Source organism: Streptomyces sp. NPDC007917 (genome assembly GCF_042959105.1).
Lineage (GTDB): Bacteria > Actinomycetota > Actinomycetes > Streptomycetales > Streptomycetaceae > Streptomyces.
Genome location: NZ_JBIBKK010000001.1, coordinates 360,762 through 375,206, shown reverse-complemented (window position 1 = coordinate 375,206; position 14,445 = coordinate 360,762). Strand labels below are relative to the sequence as shown.

General features: G+C 72.8%; 11 protein-coding genes. 4 read left to right on the top strand and 7 right to left on the bottom strand.

Annotated features, from left to right (window positions below):
* Positions 1 to 52: 52 nt before the first annotated feature.
* Positions 53 to 961, bottom strand: coding sequence for a GNAT family N-acetyltransferase (locus ACFZDL_RS01645; RefSeq protein ID WP_353590775.1), 909 nt, complete (start codon positions 959 to 961; stop codon positions 53 to 55).
* Between the two features lie 326 nt (positions 962 to 1,287).
* On the opposite strand from ACFZDL_RS01645, the gene ACFZDL_RS01640 reads away from it, so the two are divergent.
* The gene (locus tag ACFZDL_RS01640; RefSeq protein ID WP_353590774.1) at positions 1,288 to 2,091 is read left to right on the top strand and encodes an aminotransferase class IV family protein; all 804 of its coding nucleotides are present in this window, start codon (positions 1,288 to 1,290) and stop codon (positions 2,089 to 2,091) included.
* Between the two features lie 55 nt (positions 2,092 to 2,146).
* Here ACFZDL_RS01640 and ACFZDL_RS01635 read toward each other — a convergent pair whose 3' ends face one another.
* Positions 2,147 to 2,911, bottom strand: coding sequence for a response regulator transcription factor (locus tag ACFZDL_RS01635; RefSeq protein ID WP_353590773.1), 765 nt, complete (start codon positions 2,909 to 2,911; stop codon positions 2,147 to 2,149).
* The gene (locus ACFZDL_RS01630; protein WP_353590772.1) at positions 2,908 to 4,323 is read right to left on the bottom strand and encodes a histidine kinase; all 1,416 of its coding nucleotides are present in this window, start codon (positions 4,321 to 4,323) and stop codon (positions 2,908 to 2,910) included. The genes ACFZDL_RS01635 and ACFZDL_RS01630 overlap by 4 nt, the downstream gene beginning before the upstream one ends.
* A 125-nt stretch (positions 4,324 to 4,448) precedes the next feature.
* On the opposite strand from ACFZDL_RS01630, the gene ACFZDL_RS01625 reads away from it, so the two are divergent.
* Complete coding sequence (locus ACFZDL_RS01625) at positions 4,449 to 4,700, top strand: hypothetical protein (RefSeq protein ID WP_353590771.1); 252 nt, start codon at positions 4,449 to 4,451, stop codon at positions 4,698 to 4,700.
* On the opposite strand, the gene lpdA is transcribed toward ACFZDL_RS01625, so the two are convergent.
* Positions 4,666 to 6,165: a dihydrolipoyl dehydrogenase gene (gene lpdA / locus ACFZDL_RS01620; RefSeq protein ID WP_353590770.1), complete on the bottom strand. Its 1,500-nt coding sequence runs from the start codon at positions 6,163 to 6,165 to the stop codon at positions 4,666 to 4,668. The genes ACFZDL_RS01625 and lpdA overlap by 35 nt on opposite strands.
* Positions 6,166 to 6,270: 105 nt before the next feature.
* Between lpdA and ACFZDL_RS01615 the strand changes: the two genes are divergently transcribed.
* Positions 6,271 to 7,203, top strand: a complete 933-nt coding sequence (locus tag ACFZDL_RS01615) for a LysR family transcriptional regulator (RefSeq protein ID WP_353590769.1) — start codon at positions 6,271 to 6,273, stop codon at positions 7,201 to 7,203.
* 99 nt (positions 7,204 to 7,302) lie between these two features.
* On the opposite strand, the gene ACFZDL_RS01610 is transcribed toward ACFZDL_RS01615, so the two are convergent.
* From ACFZDL_RS01610 to glgX, 3 genes are all read right to left on the bottom strand, one after another.
* Positions 7,303 to 8,400 (bottom strand): lytic polysaccharide monooxygenase, encoded by a 1,098-nt coding sequence (locus ACFZDL_RS01610; RefSeq protein WP_353590768.1) that lies wholly within the window; start codon positions 8,398 to 8,400, stop codon positions 7,303 to 7,305.
* A gap of 141 nt (positions 8,401 to 8,541) precedes the next feature.
* Positions 8,542 to 11,100, bottom strand: coding sequence for a malto-oligosyltrehalose synthase (gene treY, locus ACFZDL_RS01605; RefSeq protein ID WP_353590767.1), 2,559 nt, complete (start codon positions 11,098 to 11,100; stop codon positions 8,542 to 8,544).
* Positions 11,101 to 11,262: 162 nt separating this feature from the next.
* On the bottom strand, positions 11,263 to 13,392 hold the full coding sequence (glgX, locus tag ACFZDL_RS01600; RefSeq protein ID WP_353590766.1) for a glycogen debranching protein GlgX: 2,130 nt from the start codon (positions 13,390 to 13,392) through the stop codon (positions 11,263 to 11,265).
* A gap of 221 nt (positions 13,393 to 13,613) precedes the next feature.
* Here glgX and ACFZDL_RS01595 point away from each other — a divergent pair, with 221 nt between their 5' ends.
* The gene (locus ACFZDL_RS01595) at positions 13,614 to 14,432 is read left to right on the top strand and encodes a Tat pathway signal sequence domain protein (protein ID WP_353590765.1); all 819 of its coding nucleotides are present in this window, start codon (positions 13,614 to 13,616) and stop codon (positions 14,430 to 14,432) included.
* Positions 14,433 to 14,445 lie beyond the last annotated feature (13 nt).

Sequence of the window (14,445 nt, the reverse complement as noted above, 5' to 3'; positions counted from 1 at the left end):
TGGGAGACCATGCTGCGCGACGCGGGGTGCGCCGCGCAGCATGGCACGGGCATCAGACCAGGTCGATGCGCTCCTGGGTGATGGGATAGCCCGCCTTGGCGAAGTGCGCGGCCATCGGGAGGTTGGGCTGGTCGGTGGCGGCCGCGATCTTCGTCGCGCCCCGCTCCACCAGATCGTGGGTGCACTCCACCAGCAGGTCGTAGGCGTAGCCGTGGCCGCGCTGCTCCTCGACCACCCCGATGTAGCCGACGCACGGGCCGGACGGGTTGTGCGCGGGCACCTGGATGCCGACCAGCTCCCCCTCGGGCGTCCACGCCAGCCGCCACCACTCGCGCGGCGACGGGCACCAGCTCAGGAAGTCCAACAGCTCGCGCACCGGGGCATCGACGCCCCCTTGGGCCATGGCCCGCAGGTCGTGTGCGTCGAGCGTGCCCGGCATGATGCGGCGCAGCGCCTCGGCGATCTTCGCGTCATCGGGCTCGGGCCGGAACTCCAGCCGCCCCGGCCGCTCGGGAAGCCCGCACTCGGGCGTCCACTCGTACCGGTAGCGCTCCACCAGCGGCTCCATCCCGGCGGCGACCGCGGCGTCGACCCGGGCCTGAGCCGCGGCCCGCTCCTCGGGCCTCTCGCGCCAGCCGGGCGCCACCAGCAGGCTGTACTCGGCGCGCAGCGGGGCGGAGCGCAGCAACTCCGCCGCCGCGTCGGCCTCGCCGTCGGCGAAGTCGAACCAGTCCAGAGCTATGGGCGCCTTGTCGTCGGCCGAGCCCCACCAGGCGGCGCGGGCGACCACACGGCCGTCGCGCAGCGCGACCCAGGTCCAGTCGGGGCGGTAGTCGCCGCCCTCGGCGCGGGTGCGGTAGGTGTGGCCGAAGCGGGCGCGGCCGACGAGCGCGGGGACGTGCAGGGTGTGAAAGAGATGTGCGTCGCTCTCGGTGAGCGCGCGGATGACCAGCTCGGTCACGGGATTCCTTCCGGGAATGCGATGCGCTCCCGGTCGGATCGGTGATCAGACGGCGGTACGCCCGGTGGACAAGGGGCGGGAGCGCGGGGACGTCGTTGTGTTCATGGCTCACGCCTCCTTCCTCGATCACGGGCGTGCCCGCACTCTATGCGGGCCGGCGGCTCAGTGTCCAGGCATTTTCGGAGCGGCCCCGATCAGCAGGCGGTCCGTCAGATGCGGCTTGACCTTCTCATTGATGTGAAGGCTTAGCGTCATCCCGCGAGCGGGGATTCAGCTCGCCCCCTTGGACGAATCCGTAAACGCTGATCTGTACCCCTGGAGCGATCATGACGTCTTTTGTCGCGCACCGTAACGGCCGGGCGGCCACCGCCGAGGAGCTGGCGCCGCTCGCCTTCGCGGGCTACGCCCACTTCACCGCCATGCAGGTGCGCGGGGGCCGGGTCCGTGGACTCGACCTCCACCTGGAGCGGCTGCGGACCGCCTCGGTGGAGCTGTTCGGCCGTGCGCTGGCCGACGAACAGGTGCGGTCGTATCTGCGGACGGCGCTGGAGGCCGGCCCGGCCGACCTCTCGCTGACGGCCACGGTCCACTCGAGGGCGGGCGAGTTCACCGCGGCCGGGGCCGAGGCCGAGCCCGAGGTGCTGGTCCGTACCGGACCGCCCTCCCTGGGCCCGGAGGGCCCGCTGGCGCTGGCGGCGGTCGAACACGAACGGTTCCTCCCGGCCGTGAAGCATGTCGGCGAGGTGGCCAAGACGTACCTCCTGCGCCGGGCCGTCGCGGAGGGCTTCGACGACGCCGCCTTCGTCGACCGGCGGGGGCGGCTCAGCGAGGCGACGATCTGGAATCTCGCCTTCTGGGACGGTGATTCCGTGATCTGGCCCCAGGCCGAGGTGCTGGGCGGGATCACCATGGGCATCGTCCGTCGGCAACTGGACCGCCTCGGCGTGCCCCAGCGCGTCCAGCAGGTCACGCTCGCCGATCTGCCGACGCTGGCCGGGGGCGTGGTCATGAACTCCTGGACGCCGGGCGTGGCGGTGAGCCGGATCGGCTCCGTCTCGCTGCCCGACGCGCCGTCCTTCCTGGAGCTGCTGCACAAGGCCTACGAGGCCGAGTCACCCACCGCGCCCTGAGGTTGCCGCGAGGTTGTCCGGTCGCCGTGAGGCTGTCGTGAGGTTTCAGGGAGCGTCATTCCAACAGGCCCGCGTCGTGGGCCAGCAGCGCGATCTGTACGCGGTTGTTGAGATCCAGCTTGGTCAGGATCCGTGACACATGCGTCTTGACGGTCGCGACACTCATGAACAGGCCCGCGGAGATCTCCGCGTTCGACTTGCCCTGGCCCACGGCGACCGCGACCTCGCGCTCCCGGTCGTTCAACTGGTCAAGCAGCGCCCGGGCCCGCCCCTGCCGCCCGTCCCGGCCCGAGCCCGCCACATGCTCGATGAGCTGCTGGGTCACGGTGGGGGACAGCACCGGCTCGCCTGAGGCCACCCGTCGCACGGCCGCGACGAGGTCGGCGGGCGGGGTGTCCTTGAGCACGAAGCCCGCCGCCCCGGCGCGCAGCGCCCGCAGCACATCCTCGTCCGCGTTGAACGTCGTCAGGATCACCACCTCGGGGGCGGGTTCGCGCTGCCGCAGCTGCTCGGTCGCGGCGAGCCCGTCCACCGTGGGCATGCGGATGTCCATGAGGACCACGTCGGGGGAGTGGCGGTCCACGAGCGCGGCCACCTCCGCGCCGTCGGACGCCTCGGCGACGATCCGGATGCCGGAGGAGGCGCCGCCGAGCATCAGCCGCAGCCCGGCGCGGACCAGCGGGTCGTCGTCGACGACCAGCAGGCGGATCGGGGCGGGGGAGATCGGGGTGGGGGAGGAAGCCGGCGCGGGCGCCGGGCTCGGCGCGGACGGGGAAGGCGCGGGCGCGGGGTCGGTGGACTCCGGTGGGGATGAGCTCATGCGGGCCACGGTAGCCAGGCGTACAGCCGGAAGTCCCCGGCCTCGGAAGGGCCGCACTCCAGCCGGCCGCCCGTCAGCGCCGCGCGCTCGGCCAGCCCGGCCAGACCCTGGCCCGCCCCGGGAATCGCCCCGGGGAGCGTCCCGGGAATCGCCCGGGGAATCGCCTCGGGAATCGCCCCGGGGAGCGCCGATGCCATCGGGATCGCCCCCGGCCGCTCCCCGCGAGGCGAGGAGACCTCGTGACGCGGCGGCTCGGCGGGTGTGCGGGCGCGCACCGGGGCGCGTACGGCATTGCGCACCTCTACGGTCAGCCCCTCGCCGGGCGCCCCCGACGCCGTCACCATCACCTCCGCGTCGGGCGCGTGCTTGCGCGCGTTGGTCAGCCCCTCCTGCACGATCCGGTAGGCCGTACGGCCCGTGGCGCCCGGCACGGCCGCCGCGCCCGCCCCGGCGACGCCCGCTTCGTCCGACAGCGTCACCCGCATGCCCGCCCGGCGCGACTCCTCCACCAGCCGCGGCAGATCGGCGAGGGTCGGCTGCGGCCGGTCGGGCGGGCTGCCCTCGGCGCCGGATTCCGGGGCCCGCAGCACGCCGATCACCTCGCGCAGGTCCTGCAGCGCCTGGTGCGCGCTGCTGCGTATCACTCCGGCGGCCTCGGCCACCTCCTGCGGGGACGCGTCGGCCCGGTACTCCAGCGCGCCCGCGTGCACGCTCAGCAGGGAGAGCCGGTGGGCGAGCACGTCGTGCATCTCCCGGGCGATCCGCTCGCGCGTCAGACGCTGGGTCCGCTCGGCGCGCAGCGCCGCCTCCGCCTCGGCCCGCGCCGCCCGCTCGCGCAGCGACTCCAGCAGCTGGCGCCGGGAGCGCACGAACATGCCCCAGCCGATGGCCCCGCTGACGAGCAGGGCGCCGAGCAGCACGTCTGCGGTGTAGTCGAGGTCGGGGTCGGGGTGCAGCACGGGGGCGGCGAAGATCTGGACCAGCGCCGCCCCGCCGATCCATGCGACCGTCCGCAGCGGCCGGTGCACCGCGACCGTGAACAGCGCCACGAGCAGCGGCCCCGACACATAGAACGAGACCAGGCCGACGGCGAGCAGCGCAAGCGCCAGCTCGACCGGCCGGCGGCGGCGCAGCCACAGCGCGAGACAGGCCACCACCCCGGCCATCAGGTCGGCGAACAGCGCCTCGTCCGACATCGAGGGGTCGGTGGCCACCGACTCGGAGGCCGTCAGCGAGAACAGGGCCGCCAGCGAGATGCAGCACACGTCCACGACCCAGTCGCGCATGGTGCGGCACGTCCTGCCCGGCGTGGCGGTGCGCTCGCTGCCGCGCTTGCCGTCGTGCTTGCTGTCGCGCTTGCCGTCGCGCGCCCGCTCGCTGGTTGCCTTCGGCGCGGCCTCTGAGCTGCCCATACCGACGAATCTACTGGCGAGCGGGGGCGCGGTCGCCGGCTCGGCGGCGGGCATCGACCAAAGTCGCACGGGCATAGACCTTTGGCCGACCCGCGCCCGCCGGTCCGCCGCCTAGCCTCGAACACATGAGAAAGGCATGCGAGTTGGTGGGCGGCTTTCTGCTGTTCGAAGGGCTCGTCGGGATCGTCCACGAGCTCATCGGCTGGTTCCGGCTGATGGCCTTGGTCCGTTTTCTGCCCTTCCTGGACGGCTATGAGCTGTACGCGAGTATCGGCCTGGCCGTGGTCGGGTTTCTCGTGGTGGCCGTCGCCGAGGAGTCGGGCAAGTCCCCGTCCGGTCCGCTCATACCTGGTGAAGACCGCGCCCGGCGAGAGTGAGGAAGGCTTCGCCGACGGCCTCGGAGAGCGTGGGGTGCGGGTGGATGTGCTGGGCCACGTCGGAGGGTTCGGCGTCCCAGCCGACGATCAGCTGGCTCTCGGCGACCATCTCCGAGACATGGGGGCCGACGAGGTGGACGCCGAGCACCTGGCCGGTGCCCTCGCCGGCCCGCTCGGCGACGACCTTCACCATGCCTCCCTGGCCGTGCACCATGCCCTTGGCCACGGCGGTCAGCGGCATGGTGTTGACGACGACGTCGAGGCCCCGTTCGCGCGCCTGAGCCTCCGACAGGCCGACGGCGGCGGTCTGCGGACTGGAGTAGGTCACCCGGGGGACGGCGTCATAGTTCACGGGCCGGGGTGAGCGGCCCGCCAGGAGCTCGGCCACCAGCAGACCCTCCGCGAAGGAGGCATGGGCCAGCCCGAGTGACGGCGGGGGCAGCAGATCGCCGACGACATGGATGCCCGGCACCGCGGTTTCCAGCCGCGACCAGTCGGCGGGGGTGACGAATCCGCGGTCGTCGGTGGTCAGCCCGGCGGCGCCCAGGTTCAGACCGTCGGTGACCGGGGCGCGGCCGACGGCGACCAGCAGCCGCTGGGCGTCGAGGGCGCGCGGCTCGCCGCGGGCCGGGCGGACGGTGGCGCGCACCCCGTCCGCGTAGGGCTCGGCGTGCTCCAGCCGGGCGCCGGTCAGCACCTCGATGCCGCGCTTCTTCAGCCCGCGCGTCAGATGGCGGCTGACATCCGCGTCCTCGAGCGGCAGCAGCCGGTCCGCCGCCTCGACCAGGGTGACGTCCGCGCCCATCGAGCGGTGCAGCGAGGCGTATTCGACGCCGATCGCGCCGCCGCCCAGCACCAGGACGGAGGCCGGGAGCCCCGGGGCGAAGAGGGCGTCGTCGCTGGTGACGATCCGTCGGCCGTCCGGCGTCAGCCCGGGGAGGGTGCGCGGGCGGGAGCCGGTCGCCAGCACGATGCCGCGCCGCGCGGTCCACTCGCCACCCGCGTCGGCGCCCGCCCCCGCTCCCGCGTCCGCGTCCGTGCCGGCGCCGGTCGCCGCGCCCGTGACGGTGCCGCTCGCCGTGGCGGCTGGGGCGATGCGTACGGTGCGGGGGCCGGTCAGGGCGGCGGAGCCGCGCACCACGCGGACGCCCGCGTGGGACAGATGGCCTTCGACGCCGCGGTGGTTGCGGGCCACGATGTCATCGCGGGTCGCGGTGAGGGCGGACCAGTCCACGGCCTCCAGCGTGGCCTTCACGCCCCACCGCTCGCGCGCCTCAAAGATGCCGTCGACCAGCTCCGCGGCGTGCAGCATCGCCTTGCTGGGGATGCAGCCGCGGTGCAGGCAGGTCCCGCCCACCAGATCGCGTTCGGCCAGGACGACGTCGAGGCCGAGGGCGGCCGCGCGCAGCGCGGTGCTGTAGCCGCCGGTCCCGCCGCCGATGACGATGATGTCTGTCTCATGCATGAGTCCAGCCTGTGCCCCTACCGATGCATGAGTCCAACACAAGATTTCTCTGGATACGATGAATTTTCTGCATGGGGAGGGTGATGGCGGAGGGGAGGCCGGCGGATGAGCCTGCGTCAGATGGAATATCTCGTGGCGGTGGTCGAGGAGGCGTCCTTCACCCACGCCGCCGAGCTGCTGGGCGTCACCCAGTCCGCGCTCTCGCACCAGATCAAGGCCCTGGAGCGGGAGGTCGGCGGGCCGCTGCTGGAGCGGCTGCCGCGGGGGGTGCGGCTGACGCCCATGGGCCGGGCGTTTCTGCCGCACGCCGAGTTCGCGGTGCGCAGCGCCCGCCAGGCGCGGCGCGCGGCGCGGGCGGCGGCCGATGCGGCGGGCGGCGAGCTGCATATCGCCACCCTGCACGCGTTCGCCATCGGGGTGCTCCCCGAGGTCCTCGCGCGCTGGCGGCGGAGCCACGGGAAGGTGCGCCTGGTGGTCCATGAGTACGCCACGGGCGAGGAGTTGCGCGAGCGCATGGAGCGGGGCGTGGCGGATGTCGCGGTCGGCCACCGCCCCAAGGGGTGGCAGGGGCCGGTGGTGTCGCTGGGCGAGGAGGAGATAGTGGTCGTGGTGGCGCCGGATGATCCGCTGACCGAGCAGGATGTCGTCCGGCTGGCCGACCTGGCGGACCGGGACTGGGTGCGCTGTGCGCTGGAGCCGGTCATCGAGGGCCGCCGCTTTCTGGATCTGGCCTGTGAGCGGGCGGGCTTCACGCCGCGCACCGGCGTGGACACCGAGCACACCTCGACCGCTGTGCGCATGGCCGCCGCGGGTGCGGGGGTCCTCATCACGGCCGCGCACGTGGCCGCGGAGTACGACTGTGCGGTGCTGCCCCTGGACCCGCCCTGGCAGCGCGAGCTGACCGCGTTCTCCCGGGTCGAGCTCACTGGGGCGGCGGCCTCCTTCGTCGGGCTGCTGGACCGCGGGTGGTGGGGGCGGGCGCCGAAAGGCCGGTCTGCCGCCCACGAGGGGGAAGGGGGCGGCAGACCGGCAGGGTGAGGTGCACCTGACAGGGCGGAGGAGCGGATCAGGGCACCAGGTGGATCAGGGCTGCCCGAAGCAGCGCGTTGTGCGGGTCAGCGCGCTGCGCGGTTCGGGTCAGTGCACCATACAGACCGGCGAGGCCGCCGCGTCGGGCGAGCCCCCGCTGGCCGCATAGCCGAACGTCGTCGACGCTCCGGCCGCCAGCGATCCGTTCCAGTCGGCATTGGTGACCGATGCCGATGAGCCCGTGGCGGTCAGTTTGCCGTTCCAGACGCTGTCCACCCGCTGTCCGCTCGGCAGCGTCCAGTCGACCATCCAGGAGGAGATGGGGGTGGCACCGGCGTTGGACACCGTCACCTCGGCCTGGTAGCCGCCGTTCCAGGTGCTGGTGGTCTTCTGGGTGGCGGTGCACTTGGCCGTCGGCGGGTCGGTCGGGTCGCTGCCGCCGCTGGAGGCGCCCGGCACCGTCACCTCACCGTTGCCGCCGTCGAAGACCACGTCGGAGCAGCTGTAGAAGGTCTCCTGGCTGTCCGAGCGGGTCCAGACGGTGTAGATGATGTGGCGGCCGCTCTTGCCGGAGGGCAGATTGGCGGTCCAGGTGTACTTGCCGTCCACCGTGCCGACCGGGCCCGTCTGCGGCGGGTTCGTCACCGTGTTGAACGGCTGGTCCTCCAGGTCGTTCCAGGTGAGCGGCTTCGTCGGGTCGATCGCGTTCTTGGTGACGTAGCTGCGGAACGAACCGGGGTGCGCGGCCCAGGCGTTGTAGCTGAACTGCATCGACTTACCGGCGGTCAGATGAGTCACCGGCCAGTCCTTGCTGCCCAGGTCGAAGCCGGAGAAGTTGTAGACGGTGGCCGCGCCGCTGCACAGCTGGCCGTCCGGGATGAAGCCCTTGGTGCGGCCCGCCCCGTCCGACCGCAGCACCGCGAACCAGTTGTAGAACGGAGTGGCCCCGCTCTTGTCGAACGCGGCCTTGCAGGCGGGGTTGGTCGGCTTGACCTCTCCGGTGCTGGACAGGCTGTACTTCCAGCACAGATAGGTGCGGCTGCCCGGCGCCATCGGGGCGCCGTGCGCGGAGGCGCTGCCGCCGCCGAAGAAGACCAGGCCGAGCGCGGGCAGCACACCGAGCAGGACCAGCAGGACGGACCGGCGGGCGCGGGAGCGGCCCGGCGGCTGAGCGGGACGTGCGAGAGCCATCAATCGTCGTGGCATTGCGCTTCTTCTTCCCTTCGACGCGAACGGGTCAGGAACCGTCGTATGGGAGCGCTCCCAAGTTACTTTGTGAAGGTAGCGCCGTCCGCAGTGCCTGTAAATGCTTTAGGCCGCGAACACAGCACCAGTTCTGGCGGGCCGTCAGCTCCGGATCAGCAGCGCCACCGGAAGACGGTCGAAAAGCTCGCCCAATGGGACGGCGCCCTCGGCCGCCCGCCCGGTCAGCAGGTCCCGCCAGCGGCCCGGCGGCAGAGCCAGCGCCGTGGCGCGCCAGCCGCCCGCCTCCGCGAGCCGCCGCGACAGCCGGGTGACGGCGGTGACCGCCCCGCCGCCCTCGCCCGGGCCCTCGCCCCGGCCCTCGCCCCTGCCGTCCGTCCGCAGAAAGGCCACGCAGTGAGCCGCCGCCGGGCCCTCGGCGGCCAGCGGCGTGTACGCGCCCGACGGGCCGAACCAGCCGGGATGGCGCCGCCGCAGCCGCAGGGCCGCCGCGGTCAGCAGCAGCTTCTCGGCCGACGGCCCGTCCGGCTCGCCCCCCGCGTCCAGCTGGGCGAGCAGTTCGGGGCGCGGTTCTGGCAGGCGGCGGTTGTCCGGGTCGACCAGCGCGGCATAGGTGTGCTCGGTGCCCATGTAGAGGTCCGGCACGCCCGGCATGGTCAGCTGCAGCAGCGCCGCGCCCAGCGCGTTGACCCGTGCCGGGGCGTCCAGCGCGCCGCCCAGCGCCGCCCACGCCGGGTGGTCGGGGTCGCACGGGCCCGCCTTGAGGAAGGCGGCGACCTCGTCCTCGTACGCCAGGTCCTGCTCGGTCCAGGTCGTCCGCAGCCCCGCCTCCCGCACCCCCTTCAGCACCGCGGGGACCAGCCGCTCGCCGTCCGGCGACCCCAGGCCCACCGCGGTCTGCCACGCCGTCCACGCCAGATGCGCGTCGGGGGCCGCCGCGGTGCCCTGCGCCGTTTCCCGCACGTCCACTGTCACCTCCACTCTCTCCCGCACCTCTACTGCCTCCCGCACCTCTACTGCCTCCCGCACCTCTACTGCCTCCCGCACCTCCACTGTCTCCAGCAGCCGCCCCCATCGGTCCGGGCACTCGGTCAGCGCCGCGAGCCGCGCCCGCACATCCGCGCTGCGCTTGGTGTCATGGGTCGACAGCACGGTGCCGGACTGGGGCCAGTCGGCCTGCAGCCGGGCGGCGAAGGCGTGGAACCGGTCGGGGGAGACCGCCGGTTGCCCCGGGTCGCCGCCGACCTCCGCCGCCGAGAGCAGCGGGGCGTAGCGGTAGAAGGCGGTGTCCTCGACCGACTTGGCGCGCAGCGCGGCCGCGGTCTGGGCGAAGCGCGCGCAGAAGTCGCGGTGGTGCGGACCGTCGCCCAGTCTGCCGAGCGCCGCGTCCCGCACCGTGAACACCACCCACGCCTCCTCCCGGACCGCGAACGCCGCCCGAGCGTCCCCCGCCGCCAGGATCAGCATCTCAGCGTCCGTCCGGGGCGGCGGGGCGTCGGGGGAGACGTAGGGGCGGTAGACCGGGAGCCGCACCAGCAGCTCGCGGATCGCCGTGCGCAGCGCCCAGGGCGCGTGGTCGCGCAGCCGCGGCTCGGCGGCGCAGATCCGCACCGCCGAGCGCACCAGCCGCTCCACCTCGGCGGCCAGCTCATGCGTCACCACGCGCCGCGCGGCGCGCCGCACGGTCGCCGGCCAGTCGCCGCCCAGGTCCTCGGGGGGCGCGGCGAAATCGCGGTACCGCGCGGTCAGCTCCGCCAGCCCGGCCGGGTCGACGAAGAGGCCGTCGATGTGGTGCAGGGCGTCATAGCCGGTCGTGCCGGCGACCGGCCAGTGTGCGGGCAGCCGCTCGTCCCGGCCGAGGATCTTCTCCACGACGGTCCACCGGCCGCCGCCCGCCGCGGCCCGCACCTCGCGGTCCAGCCGCCGCAGATACCCCTCCGGGTCGGCGAGGCCGTCCGGGTGGTCCACCCGCAGCCCGTCGATCACCCCGTCCCGCACCAGCTCCAGCAGCTTCCCGTGGGTCGCCGCGAAGACCTCGGGGTCCTCCACCCGCACCGCGATCAGCTCGGAGATGGTGAAGAAGCGCCGGTAGTTCAGCTCCGTGCGGGCCAGCCGCCACCAGCCCAGCCGGTACCACTGCCGGTCCAGCAGCTGGGGCAGCGGCATCCCTTCGGTGCCGGGGCGCAGCGGGAACTCGTGGTCGTGGTAGCGCAGCGCCCCGTCCACCACCCGCAGCCCTGGCAGCTCCTCGCCGAGGGGGCCGCCGAGGACCGGCAGCAGCACCTTGCCGCAGTGGCGGCCCCAGTCGATGTCGAACCATCGGGCGTACGGCGAGGCGGGCCCGTCCTTCAGCACCTCCCACAGCGGTCCGTTGAGCCGCTCCGGCGCGGGCACCGCCATGTGGTTGGGCACGATGTCGACGATCAGCCCGAGCCCGTGGGCGCGCGCCGTGTCGGCCAGGGCGCGCAGCCCCTCCTCGCCGCCCAGCTCCGCCCGCACGGCCGAGTGGTCGACCACGTCATAGCCGTGGGTGGAGCCGGGCCGGGCCTCCAGCACCGGTGAGAGGTGCAGATGCGACACGCCGAGCGAGGCCAGATACGGCACGGCGGCGCGCGCCGCCTCGAAGGGGAAGGCGGGCTGCAGCTGCAGCCGGTAGGTGGCGGTCGGCGCGGCGGACCCGGGCACGGTGCGGTCGGACGTCATAGAACGTACGTACCCACAACCCGCACGGCATCAGATCGAAGCATCCGCCAAACACCCGTACGAGGGTTTTTCCGGCCGAACGGGAACCCGCCCGGCCCGGGGCCCCACCCCGGCGGCCCCCGACAGCGGGGCCCAGACCGCCAGGGCCCCGGCCGCAGGGCCCTACCCCGGCCGCTGCAGCACCAGCAGGCTCCGGTCCACCAGCGTCAGCCGGTCGCCGGCCGCCACCTTCGCCCCGCTGCCGGGCTCGACGCCCTCCGGCAGCGAGGTGTCCACGATCACCTGCCACTGCTTGCCGTGGTCGATGGGGACCGTGAAGTCCAGCGGCTCGTGGTGCGCGTTGAACATCAGCAGGAAGGAGTCGTCGGTGATCCGCTCCCCGCGCGGCCCCGGCTCGGAGATCGCGCTGCCGTTGAGGAAGACCGTCAGCGACTTGGCGTGCGCCGCCTGCCAGTCGCGCTGCCGCATCTCCTCGCCCTCGGCCGTGAACCACGCGATGTCCGACAGCTCGTCGTGGGTGCCCTCCACCGGCCGCCCGTGGAAGAAGCGGCGCCGCCGGAAGACCGGGTGGTCGCGGCGGAGCCAGATCAGCGAGCGGGTGAAGCGCAGCAGCTCCAGGGCCGGCGCGTCCGCCTCCTCCTTGGGGTCGGGCCAGCGCACCCAGGACACCTCGTTGTCCTGGCAGTACGCGTTGTTGTTGCCGTGCTGGGTGCGCGCGAACTCATCGCCGTGGCTGAGCATCGGCACGCCCTGGGAGAGCATCAGCGTGGCGATGAAATTGCGCATCTGGCGCTCGCGCAGCGCCCGCACCGCCGCGTCCTCGGTCTCGCCCTCGACGCCGCAGTTCCACGAGCGGTTGTGACTCTCGCCGTCCTGGTTGCCCTCGCCGTTGGCCTCGTTGTGCTTCCTGTCGTACGAGACCAGGTCGCGCAGCGTGAAGCCGTCGTGGCAGGTGACGAAGTTGACGGAGGCCAGCGGGCGCCGCCCGTCGCTCTGGTAGAGGTCGGAGGAGCCCGTGAGCCGGGAGGCGAACTCGGCCAGCGTGCGCGGCTCGCCCCGCCACAGATCGCGCACCGTATCGCGGAACTTGCCGTTCCATTCGGTCCACAGGGGCGGGAAGTTCCCCACCTGGTAGCCGCCCTCGCCGACGTCCCAGGGCTCGGCGATCAGCTTCACCTGGCTGACCACCGGGTCCTGCTGCACCAGGTCGAAGAACGAGGACAGCCGGTCCACCTCGTGGAACTGCCGGGCCAGCGTGGCCGCCAGATCGAAGCGGAAGCCGTCGACCCGCATCTCGGTCACCCAGTAGCGCAGCGAGTCCATGATCAGCTGCAGGACGTGCGGGCTCCGCATCAGCAAGGAGTTCCCGGTGCCTGTGGTGTCCGTGTAGTACCGCCGGTCGCCTGCCAGCCGGTAGTACGAGGCGTTGTCCAGGCCCCGGAAGGACAGCGTCGGCCCCAGGTGGTTGCCCTCGGCGGTGTGGTTGTAGACGACGTCGAGGATCACCTCGATACCGGCCTGGTGGAGGGCGCGCACGGCCGACTTGAACTCCAGGACCTGTTGTCCCCGGTCGCCCCACGAGGCGTACGCGTTGTGCGGGGCGAAGAACCCGATGGTGTTGTAGCCCCAGTAGTTCGACAGGCCCTCGTCGACGAGCCGGTGGTCCTGCACGAACTGGTGCACCGGCATCAGTTCGAGGGTGGTGACGCCCAGTTCCGTCAGATGTTCGATGATCGCGGGGTGCGCGAGCGCCGCGTAGGTCCCGCGCAGCTCCTCGGGCAGCCGGGGGTGGCGCATGGTCAGGCCCTTGACATGGGCCTCGTAGATGACGGTGCGGTGGTAGTCGGTGCGCGGCGGCCGGTCGTCGCCCCAGTCGAAGTACGGGTTGACCACGACCGAGGCCATGGTGTGCGGGGCCGAGTCGAGGTCATTGCGCTTCTCGGGCCGGTCGAAGTGGTAGCCGTAGACCTCCTCTCCCCAGTTGATCTGTCCGCTGAGCGCCTTGGCGTACGGGTCGAGCAGCAGCTTGGCGGAGTTGCACCGGTGGCCGCGCTCCGGCTGGTACGGGCCGTGGGCCCGGAAGCCGTAGCGCTGCCCGGGCATGATCCCCGGCAGATAGGCATGGCGTACGAAGGCGTCGGTCTCGCGCAGCTCCACCGCGGTCTCCGAGCCGTCGTCGTGCAGTAGGCACAGCTCGATCCGCGCCGCGGCCTCGGAGAAGACCGCGAAGTTGGTTCCGGCGCCGTCGTAGGTGGCGCCCAGGGGGTAAGCCTGTCCCGGCCAGACCTGCATGCGTCGACTCTTCCACTTCTTCCCCGGGGCCCGCGAGCACCCCCGGCACCGGACGAGGAGGAATCCTTGCCCAACTCGCGGCCTGGCGTAGCACTTTCGCCACAAGTTCCTCGGAACGGAGGCAACCTGCGACCAGATCGGTTCGTCCTACGGGGTGACTCCGCATACTGGATCTCCCGGTATGCGGTCCCATGCGACCTGAGGGGTGTTTGGGGGAGAATGTGCGCACGATAATGCACCGCCACCTGGGCAAGGTGGTGGCGGGTGCGGCCGTCGCGGTCACCGCCACCGCGGTGATGGTGGGAGTGACGCTTCCGAGTGACGCGTCCGGCCAGGAGAAAGGCGCGGCCGCGGGGCGCGACGGCGGCCCGCAGAGCTCGACGGCCGAGCAGGGCCAGTCGGCGCGGCAGCAGCCCGCTGTCGTGGAATCCGCCCCCGAGCAGGGGAAGACGGGCACCGGCCGGGATCCGCTCACGGACGACGAGATGAAGCGCGCCGAGCAGATCGCGCTCGGCCGGAACCTCCGCGACAGCGGTGAGAACGTCACCGGCGGCAAGGGCCCGCAGCGGCTGGCCACCGACCTCGCGGAGCTGTCTCCCGACGAGGCGACGCGGGCCGACCCGCCGCGCCGCGCCGAGGTCTCGTACTACGACTACAAGGACGACAGCTACGTCATCAAGACCGTCGACCTCGCCTCCGGCAAGGTCGAACACACCGAAACCCAGCACGGGGTCCAGCCGCCGCCCAGCCGCGACGAGGCGCGTGAGGCCGCCCGGCTGCTGATCGCCGACAAGCTCGGCGACGGCCTCAAGCGGGACTACAAGGACGCCACCGGCAGGGCGCTGACCGGCCCCGACCAGCTGACCGTCACTGGCTTCGTCTACCGCGTCGACGAGGAGAACGCCGGGCCGGCCGCCCTCGCGGACTGCGGGAAGCACCGCTGCGTACGGCTGTTCACCAAAGTCCTGGGCGGGCCGTGGATCGACACCCGTCACATGGTCATCGACCTGAGCGACCGCACCGTCCACCGGCTCAGCTGACGGCCCGGCGCGC

Coding starts and splice junctions, on each gene's coding strand:
- ACFZDL_RS01640 (WP_353590774.1), top strand. CDS start 1,288: ATGACGTCTTTTGTCGCGCACCGTAACGGCCGGGCGGCCACCGCCGAG.
- ACFZDL_RS01635 (WP_353590773.1), bottom strand. CDS start 2,911: ATGAGCTCATCCCCACCGGAGTCCACCGACCCCGCGCCCGCGCCTTCC.
- ACFZDL_RS01630 (WP_353590772.1), bottom strand. CDS start 4,323: ATGGGCAGCTCAGAGGCCGCGCCGAAGGCAACCAGCGAGCGGGCGCGC.
- ACFZDL_RS01625 (WP_353590771.1), top strand. CDS start 4,449: ATGAGAAAGGCATGCGAGTTGGTGGGCGGCTTTCTGCTGTTCGAAGGG.
- lpdA (WP_353590770.1), bottom strand. CDS start 6,165: ATGCATGAGACAGACATCATCGTCATCGGCGGCGGGACCGGCGGCTAC.
- ACFZDL_RS01615 (WP_353590769.1), top strand. CDS start 6,271: ATGAGCCTGCGTCAGATGGAATATCTCGTGGCGGTGGTCGAGGAGGCG.
- ACFZDL_RS01610 (WP_353590768.1), bottom strand. CDS start 8,400: ATGCCACGACGATTGATGGCTCTCGCACGTCCCGCTCAGCCGCCGGGC.
- treY (WP_353590767.1), bottom strand. CDS start 11,100: ATGACGTCCGACCGCACCGTGCCCGGGTCCGCCGCGCCGACCGCCACC.
- glgX (WP_353590766.1), bottom strand. CDS start 13,392: ATGCAGGTCTGGCCGGGACAGGCTTACCCCCTGGGCGCCACCTACGAC.